The organism is Flavobacterium omnivorum (genome assembly GCF_900099915.1).
GTDB classification, from domain to species: Bacteria; Bacteroidota; Bacteroidia; order Flavobacteriales; family Flavobacteriaceae; genus Flavobacterium; species Flavobacterium omnivorum.
The window spans coordinates 55,866-75,592 of sequence record NZ_FNDB01000005.1; the positions used below are offsets into that span (position 1 = coordinate 55,866).

Annotated in this window: 17 protein-coding genes; 12 read left to right on the plus strand and 5 right to left on the minus strand. The window is 34.5% G+C overall.

The genetic code is table 11. The features are described from left to right. Window positions 1-33 precede the first annotated feature (33 nt). Window positions 34-543 (plus strand): GNAT family N-acetyltransferase, encoded by a 510-nt coding sequence (locus BLS90_RS07115; protein WP_091256942.1) that lies wholly within the window; start codon window positions 34-36, stop codon window positions 541-543. 261 nt (window positions 544-804) lie between these two features. On the opposite strand, the gene BLS90_RS07120 is transcribed toward BLS90_RS07115, so the two are convergent. Next, a complete protein-coding gene (locus BLS90_RS07120) occupies window positions 805-1,362 on the minus strand; it encodes a DUF4494 domain-containing protein (protein WP_091256945.1) in 558 nt (185 codons plus the stop codon). Window positions 1,363-1,728: 366 nt separating this feature from the next. Here BLS90_RS07120 and BLS90_RS07125 point away from each other — a divergent pair, with 366 nt between their 5' ends. From BLS90_RS07125 to BLS90_RS07140, 4 genes are all read left to right on the plus strand, one after another. After that, window positions 1,729-2,355 carry a TetR/AcrR family transcriptional regulator gene (locus BLS90_RS07125; RefSeq protein WP_091256948.1) on the plus strand — a complete coding sequence of 209 codons (627 nt, stop codon included), beginning with the start codon at window positions 1,729-1,731 and terminating at the stop codon, window positions 2,353-2,355. Next, window positions 2,345-3,670 carry a TolC family protein gene (locus BLS90_RS07130; protein WP_091256950.1) on the plus strand — a complete coding sequence of 442 codons (1,326 nt, stop codon included), beginning with the start codon at window positions 2,345-2,347 and terminating at the stop codon, window positions 3,668-3,670. Before BLS90_RS07125 ends, BLS90_RS07130 begins: the two co-directional genes overlap by 11 nt. A 9-nt stretch (window positions 3,671-3,679) precedes the next feature. Then, window positions 3,680-4,759, plus strand: coding sequence for an HlyD family secretion protein (locus BLS90_RS07135; protein WP_091256951.1), 1,080 nt, complete (start codon window positions 3,680-3,682; stop codon window positions 4,757-4,759). Between the two features lie 79 nt (window positions 4,760-4,838). After that, window positions 4,839-6,422: a DHA2 family efflux MFS transporter permease subunit gene (locus BLS90_RS07140; RefSeq protein WP_091256952.1), complete on the plus strand. Its 1,584-nt coding sequence runs from the start codon at window positions 4,839-4,841 to the stop codon at window positions 6,420-6,422. 107 nt (window positions 6,423-6,529) lie between these two features. On the opposite strand, the gene yaaA is transcribed toward BLS90_RS07140, so the two are convergent. Then, the gene (gene yaaA / locus BLS90_RS07145; RefSeq protein WP_091257136.1) at window positions 6,530-7,288 is read right to left on the minus strand and encodes a peroxide stress protein YaaA; all 759 of its coding nucleotides are present in this window, start codon (window positions 7,286-7,288) and stop codon (window positions 6,530-6,532) included. 172 nt (window positions 7,289-7,460) lie between these two features. Here yaaA and BLS90_RS07150 point away from each other — a divergent pair, with 172 nt between their 5' ends. Together BLS90_RS07150 and BLS90_RS07155 are read left to right on the plus strand one after the other, a co-directional pair. Continuing rightward, window positions 7,461-7,988, plus strand: coding sequence for a GNAT family N-acetyltransferase (locus BLS90_RS07150; protein WP_091256955.1), 528 nt, complete (start codon window positions 7,461-7,463; stop codon window positions 7,986-7,988). Window positions 7,989-8,103: 115 nt separating this feature from the next. After that, a complete protein-coding gene (locus tag BLS90_RS07155; protein ID WP_091256957.1) occupies window positions 8,104-9,342 on the plus strand; it encodes a protoporphyrinogen/coproporphyrinogen oxidase in 1,239 nt (412 codons plus the stop codon). Between the two features lie 191 nt (window positions 9,343-9,533). On the opposite strand, the gene BLS90_RS07160 is transcribed toward BLS90_RS07155, so the two are convergent. Further along, complete coding sequence (locus BLS90_RS07160; protein ID WP_091256961.1) at window positions 9,534-11,066, minus strand: SulP family inorganic anion transporter; 1,533 nt, start codon at window positions 11,064-11,066, stop codon at window positions 9,534-9,536. Window positions 11,067-11,494: 428 nt separating this feature from the next. On the opposite strand from BLS90_RS07160, the gene BLS90_RS07165 reads away from it, so the two are divergent. Next, a complete protein-coding gene (locus BLS90_RS07165; RefSeq protein ID WP_091256964.1) occupies window positions 11,495-12,913 on the plus strand; it encodes an amidohydrolase family protein in 1,419 nt (472 codons plus the stop codon). Between the two features lie 90 nt (window positions 12,914-13,003). Here BLS90_RS07165 and BLS90_RS07170 read toward each other — a convergent pair whose 3' ends face one another. Next, the gene (locus BLS90_RS07170) at window positions 13,004-15,472 is read right to left on the minus strand and encodes a zinc-dependent metalloprotease (protein ID WP_091256966.1); all 2,469 of its coding nucleotides are present in this window, start codon (window positions 15,470-15,472) and stop codon (window positions 13,004-13,006) included. 268 nt (window positions 15,473-15,740) lie between these two features. Between BLS90_RS07170 and BLS90_RS07175 the strand changes: the two genes are divergently transcribed. From BLS90_RS07175 to BLS90_RS07190, 4 genes are all read left to right on the plus strand, one after another. Next, window positions 15,741-16,802 carry an alkaline phosphatase D family protein gene (locus BLS90_RS07175; RefSeq protein WP_091256968.1) on the plus strand — a complete coding sequence of 354 codons (1,062 nt, stop codon included), beginning with the start codon at window positions 15,741-15,743 and terminating at the stop codon, window positions 16,800-16,802. A gap of 211 nt (window positions 16,803-17,013) precedes the next feature. Further along, a complete protein-coding gene (locus BLS90_RS07180) occupies window positions 17,014-17,463 on the plus strand; it encodes an endo-arabinase (protein ID WP_091256970.1) in 450 nt (149 codons plus the stop codon). Between the two features lie 88 nt (window positions 17,464-17,551). Then, on the plus strand, window positions 17,552-17,941 hold the full coding sequence (locus BLS90_RS07185) for a hypothetical protein (RefSeq protein WP_091256972.1): 390 nt from the start codon (window positions 17,552-17,554) through the stop codon (window positions 17,939-17,941). Between the two features lie 198 nt (window positions 17,942-18,139). Next, the gene (locus BLS90_RS07190) at window positions 18,140-19,012 is read left to right on the plus strand and encodes an HAEPLYID family protein (RefSeq protein ID WP_091256974.1); all 873 of its coding nucleotides are present in this window, start codon (window positions 18,140-18,142) and stop codon (window positions 19,010-19,012) included. A gap of 260 nt (window positions 19,013-19,272) precedes the next feature. Here the strand turns inward: BLS90_RS07190 and BLS90_RS07195 are convergent, their stop codons facing one another. Then, on the minus strand, window positions 19,273-19,638 hold the full coding sequence (locus BLS90_RS07195; protein WP_066081531.1) for a response regulator transcription factor: 366 nt from the start codon (window positions 19,636-19,638) through the stop codon (window positions 19,273-19,275). Window positions 19,639-19,727 lie beyond the last annotated feature (89 nt).

Here is a 19,727-nt window from a genome sequence, read left to right on the forward strand (position 1 = left end):
CATACTCGTTTACTGAACACTTAAATTACAATAATGAATTATAACTTTAGAAAAGCGGAATTATCTGAAATTGCTCCTATATGGGCCATTTTGCAACAAGCTATACAACGCCGAAAAGAAGACGGCAGTAATCAATGGCAAGACGGTTATCCAAATCCGGAAGTAGTACAAAAAGATATTGAAAAAGGAGAAGGATTTGTTTTAGTTACAGGAGAAACTATCATTGGTTATAGTGCTTTGCTTATCAACGATGAACCTGCTTATGGAAATATTGAAGGAAAGTGGCTTACAAATGCTGATTTTGTTGTCATGCACCGCGTCGCTATTTCTGAAAACTATTTGGGAAAAGGTTTGGCAAAACTAATGATCAAAAACATAGAAGATTTTGCGTTGAGCAACACTATTTTCAGTGTAAAAGCGGACACTAATTTTGATAATTTACCTATGATCAAAATTTTTGAAAGTCAAGGTTATACCTATTGTGGCGAAGTTTATTTTAGAGGAAGCCCAAGAAAAGCATATGAGAAAGTCTTGACTAAATAGGACTAATTGTAATTCTAAAAAACTTTGGAATACATTACCTCATTGCAGAGTCCCAGAGGTATTAGTAAAATAGCAACCACAGATTCACAGATTTTCAATACTCTTTTTTAATCTGTGAAGCTGTGGCTAAAAAAATCCAAGCAGAGCTTCTAGAAATTAAACCTAAAGAGATTAAAATAAAAAAACCGCAAATTCGCAGATAAAAACAGTTAGCCACTGTTTCTATACTTTGCAAATTTGCGGTAAATAAAAAAATTTATTTTAAACTGTCGCTTCTTCTTCAAGAGCCGTTTCAAATTCCATGTGGTCTACTATTTCTGCAGCTACTTCTGGTTTTGAAGCTTTCAGCGCATTGAACTTTTCTAATTGTTCTAATTCTCCTTCTTCACCGCTGAAATAGGGAAAAACATCCATGATAGGAGATTCCATGATAGCGGGAATAGTGTAGTCACCCATCGTTCCTTTCATGATGCCAGTTGTATTGTCAAAAGCTTCTTTTACATCATTCGCTTGCACTAATAAATACATGCTTGTCTTGCGCTCTTTGCCGCTTTCTTCATCATAAGCCAGTAAAGAAACTTTCGATTTAAACCAACGATCGGCATTTTCAAATGGATGAATCTCCGCATAATTGGCCATTTTTATATTGGTGATTTTAAACTCTTCACTAATATATGCCGACATTTCTTCTGTAATTCTACTTTCGGCTTCTGTGTAAGACAAAGCATCTACCAAATAGGGTTCCGTTGTGATTTTTTGACCGCCGGTTTCATCTGTTTTTCTATATTTTACTTTGCATTCGTACCAAATTGTGCTCATCTCTATGTTTTTTTTAAGGAGGTCAAAGATAGATTTTAAAGGAAAAAAAAAGCACTTTCCACAAAATAGATATTCACAATTTATAAGGAAGACTGTATTGATTTTGGATACAACTCTGTAACTAGACACAATCAAACGACAGAAACAAACAAAGGAGCTACTAGTGAAAGCAAACTTTCTTGCTAGTAAATGGCAATGAACTTATTGAAATTTAAAAGTTTACCACAGAAACTAGATTCGTCCGCAAAACCGTTATATTAACATAAAAAAAGAATTTATTTCATGTTAATATAATGTTAAATAAAAACTAAACAGTTGTTTAAATTAAACGCTTGTTTAAATTTGTTTTGCATAAATTAGGTCCAATTGAAAAGTAATTTTAACGATAAACAAATTGAAATCCTCGAAGTGGCTGAAGTTCTTTTTGCTGAAAAAGGATTTGATGGTACTTCTATTCGAAACATAGCAAAAGTGGCAAAAATTAATGTTGCCATGGTTTCTTATTACTTTGGTTCCAAGGAGCGTCTATTGGAATCCCTTATTGTTTATAGAACTTCTGATCTTAAAAATCAATTAGACAATTTACTGCAGGAAGATCTGGAGCCTATTGATAAAATCAATAAACTGATTGAATTATACATCAATAGGATTAATAGCAATCGAGGAATTTATAGAATTCTACACTTTGAATTTACTTCTAAAAAAAGAGAGCAAAATCTTCAGGCTTTTTCGGAATTAAAAAAGGGAAATCTAAAATCTCTAGAAACCATTATTGAAGAAGGTCAGAAAAAAGGAATTTTCAGAAAAGACGTTATTATTCCACTTATTACGCCCACCATTTTGGGTACTTTCTTTCATTTTCACATGAATAAACCTTTCTTCGAAAATTTATTAAACTTAAAAACCGAAGATTTGTACAATAACTACATAAAAACCAATTTGACAAAGCACATTCAACAAACTATTAAAGCACTTCTGATTTATGAAAGTTAGTCAATTTATGCTCTTTGGGATTTTCTTCATTGGAATTTCCGCTATAGAAGCACAAGAAAAAACAAGTTTAACCTTGAACGAAGCCATTAATTTAGCTTGGACCAAAAGCAATGAAGTTACGTTGGCAAATACAAAAGTAAAAACCAAAAAGTACGAATTGCAATCCACAAAAAACAATCAATATCCAGATTTAAAACTATCGGGCCAATACCAAAGATTGGCTAATGCATCGGTTAATTTTAAACTCAATCAAAACAACAACACACAACCACTGCCAATTGTAAATCAATTGATGATTGGACAACTGAATGCAAGTGTTCCAGTATTTTCTGGATTCAAAATTCAGAATACCATTACTGTTTATGAGAATTTATATCAGGCAGAAATGGCAACAGCTTCGCAAACAAAAGAAGAAATAGCATTGCGGGTTATCGATTACTACGCTGGCTTATACAAAGCTCAAAAAACAATTGAACTTTTAAAAGAAAATCAAAAAAGTGCACAACAACGTGTAAAAGATTTTATCGAACTGGAAAAAAACGGAATTATTCCCAGAAATGATCTACTGAAATCTAAATTACAAGCTTCGCAAATTCAACTTTCACTTGATGAGACGAATAACAATCTAAAAATTATCAACTTTTATTTGGTCACACTTTTAAAATTAAATCCCAATACAAAACTAGAAATTCGGGAAGAAGATTTTGCTGATTTCCAAATGACAAATGTTCCAACAAATGATTTACCAGCTTTAGAAAATCGAAAAGATTTAGAAGCCATACGCTTTCAAGGAAAAGCAAGTGAAGCTACTATCAAAATAGCCAAAGGTTCGTACTATCCAGCAATTGCTATTGTTGGCGGATACACTGCGTTAGACTTGAGCAATGTAATCACGGTTCAAAATGCGATGAATATTGGTGTTGGAATTTCTTATGATTTAAGTGCGATTCTTAAAAATGGCACGCTGGTTAAACTAGCCGAAAGTAAATATCTGGAAGTACAAAATTCAGAATCGATTTTAACTGATTACATTAAAATTCAAGTAAAAAAGGCTATTGAAGACTATGATTTAGCATTAAAACAAAGTGTTGTTTATGTGGAAGCAGAAGAGCAATCTACTGAAAATTACCGCATAGTTAAAGACAAATATGATAACGGACTATCCGATACCAATGATTTATTGGAAGCGGATGTAGAGCAATTAAGTTCTAAAATTAATAAAGCTTTGGCCAGAGCCAATACCATTCAAAAATATTACGAGTTGCTTTCCGTAACTGGCCAACTATCACAAACCTTCAATATTGCTCAAAAATAATCACACCCCATGGAAAAGAAAAAAACAAATAAAAAATTTATTATTATCCTAGTGGCTTTGGTAGTTTTAGGAGGAACTTACGGGACTTATAAATACATGCATTCCCAATCGCATGAGGAAACTGATGATGCCCAAATTGAAAAAAATATGAATCCAATTATCCCAAGAGTTTCGGGATATGTGGACAAAGTATATATCAAAGACAATGATTTTGTAAAGAAAGGTGATACGCTTTTTACGATTGACAAAAGAGATTATCAATTAAAAATTGAAGAAGCGAATGCTGCAATGGTTGGAGCGGAAGGTAATTTTGAAGTTTCTAAAGCAGATATTGGAAGTGCATTGGCCAGCATCTCGGTCTCTGATGCGAATGTAATGTCAGCAGGTGGAAATATTGAATCGGCAAAAATTAGATTAGGACGCATTACCAGTGATTACAACCGATATGATAATCTATATAAAAACCATTCGATTACAAAACAACAATACGAGCAAGCCTTAGCAGCAAAGCTAGAAGCAGAAAGTCAAGTTCGTGTGCTGCAACAGCAAGAAAGAGCTAGTGCCTTCCAAAAATCAGTTATTGTGGCTAAGTCTAAGGTTTCAAGCAAGCAAACAGAAGTCGCAGCCGCCAATATTACAAGAGCCAAAGCCGTATTAGATGCTGCCAAATTAAATTTAACCTACACGGCAATAACTGCTGCAATTGATGGTCAGGTTTCCAAAATTGATATTCAACCCGGACAATTAGTACAACCGGGACAATCTTTATTTTACATCATCAACAACAAAGAAGCTTGGGTAATTGCTAATTTCAAAGAAACGCAATTGAACAAAATGGTTATTGGTCAAAAGGTAACCGTAAAAGTAGATGCGTATCCAGGTTATAATTTTCAGGGATCCATAACCTCTTTCTCACCGGCTACAGGTTCTCGATTTTCCTTATTACCGCCTGATAATGCCACGGGAAATTTTGTAAAAACAATCCAAAGATTACCAGTTAAAATAAGTTTGAATACGACAAATGATCCAGAGAAAATAAAATTATTACGCCCAGGAATGAACGTAGATGTGGACGTACACTTGGATTAAATAAAAACTTTGACAGCTTCTAAAATATCAAAAAGAGACAGAACTTTTAAGAGAATGATAGTTTACAATTTAGTATAAAATGGTACAAACCGGAGAAGACGATTTAGTAGAATATGGCTTTAGAAGAGTCATCATAACCATTACAGCCGTTCTTTGTGCTATGCTTGAAATTGTTGACACTACAATTGTAAATGTAGCATTAAACAATATGCGAGGCAGCCTTGGTGCTTCTCTGACTGATGTGGCTTGGGTAATAACTGCTTATGCAATTGCCAATGTGATCGTGATTCCGATGACGAGTTGGTTGTCACAACAGTTTGGACGCAGAAATTATTTTGCAGTTTCCATTATTATCTTTACAGTTGCCTCTTTTTTATGTGGAAATGCCAATAATATATGGGAATTAGTCACCTTTAGATTTATACAAGGACTCGGTGGAGGTGCTTTATTAGTAACAGCACAAACCATCATTACAGAGAGTTACCCCGTTGCCAAAAGAGGAATGGCACAAGCCATCTACGGAATGGGAGTGATTGTGGGACCAACTCTTGGACCGCCATTGGGAGGATATATTGTAGATCATTTTTCCTGGCCTTATATCTTTTACATCAACATTCCCCTTGGAATTATTGCTACATTGTTAACCCTGTCCTTCGTAAAAAGTCCAAAATATGGTGACAAACTAAAAGCGAGTCAAGTCGATTGGTGGGGAATCTTTCTTTTAACTGCTTTTATTGGTTCTCTACAATATGTTTTAGAACATGGTCAGCAAGATGATTGGTTTAATAATACTATTATTGTCCTTTTATCTGTGATCTCCATTTTTGGTTTATTGCTCTTTATTTGGAGAGAGCTAACCTACAAACATCCAATTGTGAATTTAAGAGTTCTAAAGGATACCAACTTAAGAGTAGGAACAATCATGTGTTTTATACTTGGTTTCGGATTGTATGGTTCTACTTTTATTATCCCCATTTATACACAATCGGTTTTGGGCTGGAGTGCATTAGATGCTGGATTATTATTGATTCCTAGCTCGATCACTACTGGAATTATGATGCCCTTTATAGGCAAAATGATTCAGCGTGGAGTCCCACAAGCTTATATGGTTGCTGCAGGTTTTCTAACCTTTTTCCTTTTTACCTACTGGATGCAACAAGTAATTACGCCAGATTCTGGTGAAGAACATTTATATTGGCCATTAATATTAAGAGGAGTTGGTCTTGGTTTGCTATTTGTTCCTATTTCTACACTTTCATTGTCCACTTTAAAAGGAAAAAGTATTGGCGAAGGTGCTGCTTTTACAGGAATGATGAGACAATTAGGGGGTTCGTTTGGTATTGCCATTATCACCACTTTCATTGCCAGATTCAATCAGGAACACCGAGTAAATCTTATATCACATCTAAATGCTACTTCCTTTGAAGTACAGAAAACGGTACAAGAACTCAAAATGGGATTTATGTCCAAAGGGTTTTCTGAAAATGAAGCTTTGGCAAAAGCTTACAAAGCGATAGAATATAAAGTAATGGTACAAAGTTCTGTACTATCGTATATCGATATTTTCCTGTATTTAGGCGCTTTGTTTTTGTTGTGTATCCCTTTTATACTTTTGATCAAAAAAGGTAAAAACAAAATCAATCCCGCCGATGCCATGCATTAGTAGATAGACGATTTATAACGTCTTATTGTACTACGTTATAAATCGTGTTGTTTTATAAACCCAAAAATGCGTCTTCTTGTAGGATGTCGTATAGCTCGTGTTTAGGATTATCGGGTAAATACCAAATGGCTTCCTTCTGATAAATGGGCGTCAAATTGATAGCCATCGTAATTGAAACCTTTTAAATCGTCTGCTGTTTGAGCATTGGTGTCGATAATATAACGCACCATCATTCCCCTCGCTTTTTTAGCAAAGAAACTGATTATTTTAAGTTTTCCGTTTTTGTAATCCTTGAATTCTGGTGTAATTACGGGAACCTTTAACGCTTTAACATCAATTGCTGAAAAATATTCATTACTGGCTAAATTCACAAATAATTCTCCTTCATTTACTTCTTTATTCAAGGCTTCGGTAATTGTAGATTTCCAAAATTCATATAAATTTTTGCTTTCGCCAATGGGTAGTTTAGTTCCCATTTCCAATCGGTAGGCCTGCATTAAGTCTAATGGTTTTAGCAATCCGTACAAACCGGAAAGAATGCGCAAATTATCTTGTAAGGCTTGAATTTTATTGATAGGTAAAGAATAAACATCTAATCCCGTGTACACATCGCCATCAAAAGTATAAACGGCAGGACGTGCATTTGATGTTGTAAAAGGCGTTTTCCATATTTGATTTCGATTCCAATTTAAATCAGCCAATTTATCCGAAATACTCATTAAATCTGATAAATCAGCGGGCTTTTTCTCTTTAAGCACTTTTTGAATCTGTTTTGATTCTTTTAAAAACAAAGGTTCTGTATGTAATTTAGTAGGTAATTCTTTCTCGAAATTTAAGGATTTGGCTGGCGATATAACAATTTTCATAAATACTACTCTTTCGAGCTCTTTCAATTAATAAACTCAAAAGTACAAATTGAAAACCGGAAACGACAACATTTTGCATTGATTTGTTTAATAATGTCATAAATAATTAAATTCACAACCCATTATATTTGCGTATTTTTGAATTCAAAATAACCAAAAAGAGGACCTCAAAATGAATTCAATAGAAATCCAAAAAGCAACACTTAATGATCTTGAAATACTCCAAAAAATAAGTATCCAAACATTTACGGAAACCTTTGCTGCCATAAATACTCCTGATAATATTGCCAACTATATTAATGATAGTTTCAACACAAAGCAATTAACCACGGAATTAAGCAATAGAAATTCTATGTTTTATTTAGCCTATTCGAATGCAGTAGCCGTTGGTTACCTAAAAATAAACTTCGGAGATGCCCAAACAGAAACACACGATCAAAATGCTTTGGAGGTACATCGAATTTATGTTTTGCAAACTTTTCACGGTAAAAACATTGGACAATTGTTGCTGAACGAAGCAAAAAAACTGGCAGAAAATAATGGTATTGCTTCTATTTGGCTTGGTGTCTGGGAAGAAAACTACAGAGCGCTTCAATTTTATGCTAAAAATGGATTTGTCGTTTTTGACCAACATGTTTTTACATTGGGAGATGACAAACAAACTGATTTATTGATGCAGCTTAGACTTCTCGAAAAGTAACACTTGGTTGCCTCTTTTACCAAGTATTTTCTATTTTAAATTTTAAATTCGCCCTCATTTGCGCCAGTCGGAAACGTTATTTGGCCTATTTTTGTACTAAAGAGGATTAAAAGCTATGAAACACGATGTAATTATTATTGGAGCGGGATTGTCAGGACTGGCTGCGGCTGTTCATTTGCACCGCCAAGGGAGAAAAGTACTCGTAATAGAGGCCAGCGACCGTGCGGGAGGAAGAATAAAAACTGATTCCCATGAAGGATTTCTCTTAGATCGAGGTTTCCAAGTACTTTTGACTGCTTACCCAGAAACGCAAACCTTACTCAATTATAAAGATTTACAACTAAAAAAAATGTTGCCCGGAGCAACCGTACTTTATGACGGAGGCATTTTTGAAATTGCAGATCCCTTACGAAGACCTTCGGCAGCATTAGCAACCCTTTTTGCGCCAGTTGGTACGTTAAAAGATAAAATGAATACGCTATGGTTAAAAAATAAATTACAAAAATTAACCATCGAAGCTATTTTCGAACAACCAGAGCAAACAACACAAAAGCAACTGACCGAATATGGTTTTAGTCCAAAGATGATTCAGCGTTTTTATGCCCCTTTCCTTTCTGGAATTTTTTTAGAAAACGAATTGCAAACTTCCCGACGAATGTTCGATTTTGTGATGAAAATGTTTTCTGATGGTGACGTGGCAGTTCCTGCTTTAGGAATGGAAGAAATCCCAAAGCAATTAGTTGCCATGCTTCCCCAAGGAAGTATAGCATGCAATACGAAGGTAACTGCTGTTGATGGCAATAAAGTAACTACCGCAGATGGAACAATTTTAGAAGCCAACCAAATCCTTTTGGCAACGACCGCAAACCAACTTACACAACAATTTTTTCCAAACCAAAAAATGACGTCACATCAAGTGACTAACCTCTATTTTGAAGCCAAAGAAGCGCCTACTGATAAAGCCGTAGTTGTATTGAATGCTTCAACAAAGAAAAAGTGGGTTAATAATTTGACAGTCCTTTCTAATGTTTCTGAAGCTTATGCGCCAAAAGGCAAAGTACTTATTTCTGTTTCCTACAATGGAATCCCAACTATTGATGACGCAACTTTGGCAGAAAATATGAAAGACGAATTAAAACAGTGGTATGGTCACAAAGTAGCTTCATGGAAAATGCTAAAAGCATATCGTATTGAATATGCTTTGCCAACTCAGGAAAGTGTGCGAAATGAAATCGCGGCTTCTGAAATAAAGATATCAGATGTACTGTACATTTGTGGAGACCACTTGCTGAATGGCTCTATCAATGCCGCTATGAAAACAGGCCGATTAGCCGCAGAAGCAATGAAAATATAGGATTCTGCATATAAATAGTTTTGTCAAAAATAAATTTTACATTTAAAATCTTAAGCTGTTTATTTTTACAAAAAAGTCTCTCTATCTAAATCATAGTATGTTTTTTAAAATCATTAAGAAAATTAAGTTCTACTGTTCTTGATTTTCTTTATGGTAAAAAAACGCACTAACATTGCTAATTGTCACTTCCTTTAATCTATCACTACTTTATAGGTTGGATCTTCTAGAATATTAACGTCTATAATCTTATCTGCATTTTTTAGTAAGATTTTACAATCCGCACTTAAATGTTGTAAATGAACCGTTTTATTAAGTTTAGCGTACCGTTCTGTAATTTTGTTAACGGCATCAATCGCACTCATATCTGTAATTTTGCTTTCTTTAAAATCAATAATAACCTCATTTGGATCATTGAAAACATCAAATTTCTCAGAGAAAGCGGTTGTGGACGCAAAAAATAAAGGACCATATATTTCATAATGTTTTACTCCTTTTGCATCAATATATTTTTTGGCCCGAATTCTTTTAGCACTTTCCCAAGCAAAAACTAGAGCGGAAATAATCACTCCTATTAAAACTGCGAGTGCTAAATTGTGCAGTAAAATGGTAATTACTGCCACTAGTATTCCAACAAAAATATCATGTTTTGGCATTTTATTTATTATTCGGAAACTCGCCCACTCAAATGTTCCAATAGCTACCATAATCATGACACCAACCAAAGCTGCCATGGGTAATTGTTCAATTATTGGAGCTCCAAACAAAATAATAACCAGGATTGTCAAGGCAGCAACAATTCCAGACAAACGTGCTCTAGAACCTGCAGATAGATTTACCAATGTTTGAGCAATCATGGGACATCCACCCATCCCGAAGAAAAAACCATTTAAAACATTTGAACTTCCTTGCGCAATACATTCTCGATTTCCATTGCCTTTAGTTCCTGTAATTTCATCTACCAAGGATAGTGTTAATAAGCCTTCTGTCAATCCTACAGAAGCCATGATTATGGCATACGGAAATATAATTTCCAACATTTCAAAAGTAATTGAAACATTAGGAATATGAAATGGAGGAAAACCACCGCTGATTGAAGCAATATCTTGAACCGTTTTTGTTTCGACTCCTAAGAAAAAAACCAGTGCAAAAACAACGATAATAGCGGCTAATGAAGCCGGTATCGCTTTTGTTACTTTTGGTAAGAACACTATAATCGCAATGGTAAGTGCAACTAAACCTATCATAATCAGTAAAGGATTTCCTGAAAGCCATTCAATTTGCCCATTGACAATTGCTTTGAATTGATCTAATTGCGACATGAAAATAATAACCGCTAAACCATTGACGAACCCAAACATTACAGGTTGCGGCACCAATCGTATAAATTTTCCGAGTTTAAAGATCCCCACTAAAATTTGTAATATACCCGCCAAGACAACTGCTGCAAGAACATATTCTAATCCATTAGAATTCATTAGAGCGATTAAAACAATAACAGTTGCTCCTGCTCCACCGGAAATCATTCCAGGTCTTCCACCGAAAACTGCCGTAATTAAGCCAGCGATAAACGAAGCATATAAGCCCATCAACGGAGGAAAACCTGCTACAATAGCAAAAGAGAGCGATTCTGGAATCATCGTCATAGCTACGGTTAAACCAGCTAAAATTTCTATTCTAAAATTGACTTTTTGAGAAAAATCAAATAAATTAAATACTTTTTTCATTTCATAAATATAAGTGGACGACGCAATTTCATAGTAAGAAATCACATGGAATCAAAATTCGATAAATTATTTTTGGGAGAAATCCCTCGATTTACAATTTATAAATCAGTGCGGAAGATCTTGAGAAGATGTTGTAAGTTGTTTTTTCATCGGAATTGCAAAAATAGAACTTTTTAATTGTTTTTACAACCAGAATTAGACCTATTGCACAACACTTTGGCTGTTGTACGAAGTATTTTAAAATTCCTTTAATGAGACCGCAGTAATCTCTTGCTTTAAAAAAATAAGACTTTTAGCTCTAAATTTTTAAAATCCATCAAAAATATTGATCTTTGACCTATTAAATATTTTTTATTCGCAAAAATTAAGTAGAAATCCAACGGACCAATTTTGACAGATAAAAAATCAGTTCTTTAAAAAATTATTTTATGAAATTACTATATACTTTATTTTTTACTTTTTGTTTAACCAGCAGCTATTCTCAAGCCACGAATGACTATTTTGAGAATATTAGGGATAACGAAGTCGCGTTGACTGCTTTTTTTTCCCACATGCCAAAAGGCGGCGATTTACACCACCATTTTTCCGGTTCTATTTATGCAGAACCTTTATTGCAACGTGCCATTGCAGATGATTTTTATTTGAATACTGCAACGATGGATGTCCGAAAAGAAAAACCATCTACGGGAGATTGGCAATTATTCTCTACCTTAAAGACGAATGGAACTTTAGATTCTTACCAACAAAAAATCATGCAAAAATGGTCTGTAAAAGACTATAATAATGTGGATTACCCTTCTGATAAGTTATTTTTCGAATCCTTTATGAAGTTTGAACCAGCTATAAAGGGAAATTTTGGACAAGGATTATTGGAACTTAAAAATAGAGCCATTTCTGAAAACGTCAGTTATATTGAAACTCAATTATCGACGATTCCAACAGTCCTAAATACGGATGATTTAACAAAATTCAACTCAAGATTGCGAAAATTAGCTTTGGCAAAAGACGAAAAAGGAATTTTAACCACACTAGATTCTGTTTACAGCTCCTTATTAAAAAAAGAAGCTGAATATTATGCCAAAGATTTCAATACTAATTTTGTGGCAAAGCTTCACAAAGACCTTAAAATTGATGACAAACAATTTACAATGCGGTACCAAAATTTTGTCTTGCGTTTCATGGAACCTGTTGATTTATTCAAGAATCTGGTTATCGCTTTTATTTCGGCAGATGGAAGTCCGCTTATTGCAGGAGTTAACATTGTTTCTCCAGAAGATGGAGCAACTTCAATGAAGGATTATTGGTTGCACATGCTAATGTTTAAATATTGTCATTCTCGTTATCCAGCTGTAAAATACGCGATGCATGCTGGCGAACTTACTTTAGGATTAGTACAACCCGAAGAACTAACATGGCATATCAGCGCTGCCGTTTATACTGCAGGAGCTAACCGAATTGGTCACGGAGTAGACTTAGCTTACGAAAAAGATTCGTATGATTTATTGCGTTACATGGCCAAGAAATCAATCCCAATTGAGATTAATTTAGTAAGTAACGAATTTATTTTGAAAGTAAAAGACAGCCGACATCCATTGACCTTGTATAAGGAATTTGGTGTTCCTATTGTTATTAGTACGGATGATGCTGGAATTTTACGCACTAATATGACTGAGCAATATGTATTATTAGCCAAAAGATACAAGAACGTTTCTTATACTGATATCAAGCAATATGTATACAACAGCCTCCACTATAGTTTCATAAAAGACGAGGGTGTTAAAAAACAACTTCTTAAGGATTTAGATCTTAGATTTAAGACTTTCGAAGCAAATTTCCCAATGAAATAAACTATTTTTTAATTTTAAAGCCTATTGTATCAAACCAAAAAATCCGCTCGAAAGCGGATTTTTTTTATAATACAAGCAAATGAATGTTGCTTATTTAGGATTTAGGATTAATTCAATTCGTTTGATGGCATCTTCATAATGGTATTTTGTTTCTGTATTTATGCCTCTCGTTTTAGCAACTGACAAAGTGCTTTTTAAGGTGTTCAACTCGCCTCTGACCAATCCTCTTATATCAGATTGTGCCACATTGTAAAAGTCAGAAGAGCGACCTGCTTTAATTTCTTCTTTCATCAGATATCCCATTCTCTCGATGTAAGCGCGTTGTAAGTTTCGTCTATAAATGGTAACATTCGTTGGCAAAGCAGCTTCTTTCCAGATTCCTTTACGCATATCCCCAAGTAAATCAAGCGCTTTATAATTAGCTGCTCCCATTATTTCTGCATCCATTAATCGCCCAATACGCTCAAAACTCAGCACATTATTTACATGTCGGGCTTGCAAGTTGCGGAAACGCTCTGTATATCCTGAGTAATCAATATTTTTCAAGGTAGTCACATTGACCAGCCAGGTTGGAGAAGCAAAAGCATTTGTTTGCAACCATTGCATGGCTTCTTGTTGTTTGGATTTTGGAACAACATCATAAATAGTTCCGTTCTGGTTTGGCTTTTTAGTAGTTTCATAAACTCCTCCAACATTGGTAACAACATGTCCTACATACCTGCTCCAAACATCTAACATCTCCTTGTATAATTCATCTAAATCTTCATAATTATTAGTTACGTCACTAGTCCACTCTGATAAATGTGAGGCTACATACTGCAAGTTTTTGAGTCCATAAGTACTCGCTTTCATCGCATTATTCCCAATATCTTCTGTTTGCGAGGTAGGGTCAAAACTGCTGCTTTGTTTGCCATATTTATAAATAATATTTGCAGATTTTTCCATTATCCATTGGTCTAATGTAGGCACTTCTGCTTCGGCGGAAGTCACATTAGGAATCACTCTGTATCCCCAATTAGTTGCGTAATGATCGTACGGCCCCATTTTACGGATAAAACGAATGTTTTTATCTCCAGGCTGTGCAATATAATTAAAGCGCGCATAATCCATCAAACTGGCCGCGATTCCACTTTTTTGTGTAAATTCACCATCTCGATAACTTTCGGTATCATAAGCACAACTTGCCCCCATGTTGTGGGGAAAACCAAGCGCATGTCCCACTTCGTGAGCGATAACCATACGCATCATTTCGCCCATTTCTTCTTCACTGGTGCTTAAAGTTCGTGCAGTTGGATTTGCAGCTCCAGTTTCTAATAAATAGCGGTTTCTGTAGGAGCGCAAATGGTTGTGGTACCAAATCACGTCGCTCTCGATTATTTCACCTGTTCTTGGATCAGATACACTTGGTCCAACCGCATTACGCGTCGTACTCGCCACATACCGAATTACAGAATACCGAATGTCTTCCGGGCTAAAATCAGGATCTTGTTCCTTTGTTGGTGCATCTTTGGCAATAATTGCATTTTTAAAACCAGCTGTTTCAAAAGGCTTTTGCCAATCTTCAATACCTTGCTTGATGTACTTGCGCAGTTTTTCAGGAGTGGCAGGATCTAGATAATAAACAATAGGTTTGATAGGTTCGACTAACTCTCCTTTGGCATAAGCGACAGGATCTTTAGGCTCCAATTTCCAGCGGCGAATGTAGGTTTTACTGTCTGATTTTAATTCGTTACTTCCATAATCGATTTGGCTCATCGTAAACCAGCCCACGCGTGGATCGGCGAGGCGCGGTTGCATCAATTTTTCAGGCAACAGAATCATCGATTGATTCATTTGGATGCTGATCGTTTCGGCATCTTCTTGACTAGGCGGTTTAGAAGCATTATAGCTAAAATCTTGAATCACTTCAATATTCAAGGGGAAACTTTTCATTGTATTAATAAAACTGCGGGATTCATCCAATCCTTTTACTTTATAGGTTTCTCTCATTTCAGCTGATAACCCGCTGATCGATTTTACATCTGTACCATAAAATTTAGTTACGTCAATTACCGTACTTGCTGAATCTTTGCTGAATGCAGCAATATCAAAAGCAAATAAAGTAGGCTCATAATTATTGGATTTAACCGATATACTGATCGGCAAACTGTCATTAGCCACTGCGCTAAATGATTTCAATTTAATTAAGATTTTATCTTGAAAACGTTGCCAAACAATCAACTGTTCGTTCGTTTCGGATCCTGCATTTACATAACCACCTCCTAAATTAGAAGGTAATTTAGACAACCTGCTCACTAAAAGCATGTCTTTATCTAAGTATTTGTTCGGGATTTCAAAAAAATATTTTTTATCTACTTTATGAACCGTGAACAAGCCTTGGTCTGAGATAGCCTCTTTGGTAATTACTTTACTGTATTCCTTGATGGCAGGTTCTGGCTTCTTATCCGGAGCGGGAAGCGCCACAGCATTTTTATCTTTTTTTCTTTTAGATTGGGCAAACTGGGTGGTGGGTATTAACAATGTGGCTGCGATTGCAGTCAAAATGAAAAATTTCTTCATTTAGTGGTTATTTAATGGTTAATCAATATCAAAAATAATTTTTAGTGCCTTCAAATTGTATGTTAATCAATGTTTTAACTTTTAATTAACAATTGTTAAGAGTCAAATATTTTATTTTTCAGCAGCTATCCCATGCTTTTCTTTGCCGTTCTTTTTTATTACATTTGGTCATTATGAATTTATTTTCTAGTCATTACAAATGATGCAATACTTCGTTTGGAACTGTGTTGATTTTTGTTAAAAATTTATAACCCACAAAATATAAAAGATGATTCAATATAGTTTTAATAAAATCCACTTGTATGCAGTATTGCTTTTACTACTTTCTTACAATGGGTATTGTCAAAAGAATATTTCAAAAATAGCTTTTGGTTCCTGTTCACATCAAAGTAATCCTTTGCCCATTTTTGATGTTGTAGTGCAACACAAACCTGATTTATTTATCTTCCTTGGTGATAACATTTATGGAGATACGAATAACATGACTACTCTTCAAGCTAAATACGAACAGTTAGCCGCCAAGCCCTCTTTCCAAAATCTAAAAAAACACATTCCTATTATTGCAACTTGGGATGATCATGATTATGGACAAAATGATGCCGGCAGACATTATCCTAAAAAAGCAGAATCTAAGGAACTTTTCCTGAGTTTTTTTGATGAACCTAAAGATTCAGAAAGAAGAAAACATAAAGGTATTTACACTTCCTATATGTATGAAAACAAAGGGAAAAAAGTACAGATTATCTTGTTAGACAACCGCACTTTTAGAGATAATTACAAGAAATACAACGGCGAAGTCGCTGCAGATAAACGGTTTTTCTACGATCTAGATTATACTCCGCAACAAGAACCTGATTCAACCTATTTAGGAGCAGTGCAATGGAAATGGTTGGAAGAGGAATTAAAGAAACCCGCCTCCATTAGGTTGATTGGTTCCGGATCTCAGTTTGGAATTGAATACAATGGCTATGAAGGTTGGGCTAATTTTCCGCTGGAGCAGAAAAAATTCTTAAATCTCATCAAAAAGACAAAAGCTAACGGTGTTTTATTTTTAACAGGAGACGTACATTATGCTGAAATTTCAAAACTTACTGAACCAGGGCTCTATCCTATTTATGATGTAACTTCCAGCGGTCTTTCCTCAACATGGCATTTTGCTACACCAAATAAAAATAGAATTGAAGGTCCTATTATGGAAAATCATTTTGGTTTGATTACAATCGATTGGAAAAATAAAAATCCAAAAATAAAAATGGAAATTTGGGATAGTGCCGACAATCAGCGAATAGAATACACGATTGGATTGGATGAAATTAGTTTTAAAAAATAACCTTTTTTTGGACAATACTTTAAAAGAAGAATTGAAAACTATATAATGGTATGTTTTTTACTTCGATCTGTCCGCAATTGCGAAAGAATTTGATTTTCAGCATACTATATAGAACGTTGCTGCTATTGTACTGACTTTATTCACTAAAAAAATATTATTTTATACTGAAGAGTTGAAACCTATTTTTTAATAACTCCTAAAAAAAAACACAATGAATTATAAAACATTACTTTACACTCTTATTGCAGTAACACTAATTGCTTGTAACCAAAAGAGTGACGAATCAGAAAATATCAAAAAACTACTAGAGAAAGAATCAGCAACCTGGAGAGCAGGAGATGGAAAAGGACATGCGGAATGCTGGCATATCCAGCCCTATAGCAGAATACTAGTTTCAACCGCAGATGGACATACTTTTGATATTCCTGCAATTGCCATGACCAATACAGATCCAAAATCTATGGGGAACGGCGGCTACGCAATAAATACAAACTATAAAATGAATATCACAGGAAACAATGCTTGGGTAAGTCATGATGAAGTTTCTACCGCAAAAAATGGCAAAAGAAGTTACTCACATGAAATTAGATTAGTAGAAAAAATAAAGGGAGAGTGGAAATTAGTTGGACAATCCATTCATGTCTATAAATCAGAACGATAGCAGTGCTCGCAATAAAATAGGATAAGTTTCACTTTATATTAACGAATATTTATCTTTAGAATTGCGTAAATTGATGTAATTATGCACCATGACATTAGGCTTTCAAAATACTGCTTTCGTCCGTTATTTTTGGGGATTTATGTCCTTGTATATCCTCAACTGCACCGTAGATTGTCCCAATTTGAATTCTTATTCTGGTATGGAGGATTTAATGTATAATGATCAGGAAAGTATTATAGAAATTTTTGTTGAAAAAATATTAGGGTTCGAAAATGCAATCGCTGAGAACGAAGACACTGATATTGATAAAAGAATATCGCACAAAACCAATATTTTACTAGATTTTTTTGTCCTGCCAAGTACTAGTTTGCACTTGAATAAAAAATACCCCTATTTCAAACAAAACAACTTAGTTGAGCTAAACCGTTCCATTGGTATACTCTATTTTGAAATTCACACTCCTCCACCCGAGGTTTAGTTTGTTATTGACACCGATTATCTATTCCTTGTAGTCCAATAAAAATTGGATTAATTTAACATTATATCGGTACCACCATACTAGTCCTGGAAGCATTCAGGAAAACTAAATCATAAATACAATTGATATCAAATAGCAAGTAACTATCTTATTTATAATATTAGGATACTTCGTTTTGGATCGTAAAAAACAGAAAAAATGATTACTAAATTTTTTAAAATAAATAAATTCGTCTTAGTGTTACTCGTGCTAGTAATTGGTAGCTCTGAAGCACAAGAAAATGCAGCACAAAAAAAACGTCTGACTGACAGTCTTTACATTCAAGAAGTTGAAGGGAAAAAAGAACGTCCAAAAGTGTTACACGCTGAACCTCTGTACATCGATCTAATTAGAGATTTGGGAGCCCGAAAAGGAGAAAAAGAATGGAACTTAGGTCTTGGTCTGACAGACAATATTACTCATGATGAATATACTGCGCTACTAGAATATGAATGGGCCCCAATTGATAGATTAGGACTTGAAGTCGAATTGCCTTTCTCTATTTATTATCCCACAGCCGGAAATACAAATGCACCAGGAAGTAACCTGAATAGTATAAAACTAGCGGCACAGTATACCTTTTTAGTTTCAGAAAAAAAGAAATTATCAATGGCTTTTGGTTATATCCATGAATTCTTATTGCCAGATTTTAATAACTATAACAGCAGTACTTTGATAACCGGAAACGGGTACAATCCGTTCTTGGTAATTGCCAAACGATGGGGACAAAATTTTCATACCTTGTTATATACCGGACCACAGTTTTCAAACCATTTTTCAGATAATACAACACAAACCAACTGGCAAATAAATTCAAACATCCACTACATGATCCCCGGAACACGAAATTTTATAGGCCTTGAGTTTAATAAAGAAATTAATAATGCTGATTTCTACATGACCATCCGACCTCAAATGCGAGTGGTAATAACTGACTATTTGCTTGTAGGAATAGTAACAGGTATTCCCATAAATAGGGAGAATCAAAGATTTAGTAGTTTTTTACGACTCATCTATGAACCTTCACATTAATTAAATAGGTCAAAGCATTTTCTGTTTAGTTTAAAATAAAAACCTCGCTTATAATTTATATAATCGAGGTTTCTATTTTATGATTTTATATATTTTACAAAAATAAATAAGTTAAATATTCCTATAAAAGTATCGTTTAATTCAAAAAAGGAATACCTTTTATTTTCGAAACTAAGTGCTTGTACTGACTCATAATCAGGTACTGTCTACATAATTACAAGTAGATCTATTTATATCTACTAAACAAATTGTTCAGGTTTTTACTTCTTGAGCAGCAAGCGTTTTACCCTAACCGATAATTCATTCGGGCTGAATGGCTTTGTTATAAAATCATCTGCTCCAAGCTCAAAAGCTTCCAAAACTGTTTTCTCCAATCCCACTGCAGAAAGCATGATTATTGGGATGTTCAATTTTAACTCGATTTTTACTTTTTTGACAATATCCAAACCGGTTACAAATGGCATCATGATATCTGAAATTATCAAATCTGGATTTTCAGAAACAATTTTTTCTAAAGCAATCTGACCATTTGGACATAAAAGGACTTTGTATCCTTCTCTAACCAATTTAAATTCCATAGCTTTTGACATCATTTCGTCATCCTCAGCAACTAAAATTGTTTTCATACTCACTAGGTTTTATAGATCCAAACTAAAAGCAGCACAATTGTATTTCCCTATTATTTGATTTTTCAGGAGAATTATTTTCTCAGAAC

Coding starts and splice junctions, on each gene's coding strand:
- BLS90_RS07115 (WP_091256942.1), top strand. CDS start 34: ATGAATTATAACTTTAGAAAAGCGGAATTATCTGAAATTGCTCCTATA.
- BLS90_RS07120 (WP_091256945.1), bottom strand. CDS start 1,362: ATGAGCACAATTTGGTACGAATGCAAAGTAAAATATAGAAAAACAGAT.
- BLS90_RS07130 (WP_091256950.1), top strand. CDS start 2,345: ATGAAAGTTAGTCAATTTATGCTCTTTGGGATTTTCTTCATTGGAATT.
- BLS90_RS07135 (WP_091256951.1), top strand. CDS start 3,680: ATGGAAAAGAAAAAAACAAATAAAAAATTTATTATTATCCTAGTGGCT.
- BLS90_RS07140 (WP_091256952.1), top strand. CDS start 4,839: ATGGTACAAACCGGAGAAGACGATTTAGTAGAATATGGCTTTAGAAGA.
- yaaA (WP_091257136.1), bottom strand. CDS start 7,288: ATGAAAATTGTTATATCGCCAGCCAAATCCTTAAATTTCGAGAAAGAA.
- BLS90_RS07150 (WP_091256955.1), top strand. CDS start 7,461: ATGAATTCAATAGAAATCCAAAAAGCAACACTTAATGATCTTGAAATA.
- BLS90_RS07155 (WP_091256957.1), top strand. CDS start 8,104: ATGAAACACGATGTAATTATTATTGGAGCGGGATTGTCAGGACTGGCT.
- BLS90_RS07160 (WP_091256961.1), bottom strand. CDS start 11,066: ATGAAAAAAGTATTTAATTTATTTGATTTTTCTCAAAAAGTCAATTTT.
- BLS90_RS07165 (WP_091256964.1), top strand. CDS start 11,495: ATGAAATTACTATATACTTTATTTTTTACTTTTTGTTTAACCAGCAGC.
- BLS90_RS07170 (WP_091256966.1), bottom strand. CDS start 15,472: ATGAAGAAATTTTTCATTTTGACTGCAATCGCAGCCACATTGTTAATA.
- BLS90_RS07175 (WP_091256968.1), top strand. CDS start 15,741: ATGATTCAATATAGTTTTAATAAAATCCACTTGTATGCAGTATTGCTT.
- BLS90_RS07180 (WP_091256970.1), top strand. CDS start 17,014: ATGAATTATAAAACATTACTTTACACTCTTATTGCAGTAACACTAATT.
- BLS90_RS07185 (WP_091256972.1), top strand. CDS start 17,552: ATGACATTAGGCTTTCAAAATACTGCTTTCGTCCGTTATTTTTGGGGA.
- BLS90_RS07190 (WP_091256974.1), top strand. CDS start 18,140: ATGATTACTAAATTTTTTAAAATAAATAAATTCGTCTTAGTGTTACTC.
- BLS90_RS07195 (WP_066081531.1), bottom strand. CDS start 19,638: ATGAAAACAATTTTAGTTGCTGAGGATGACGAAATGATGTCAAAAGCT.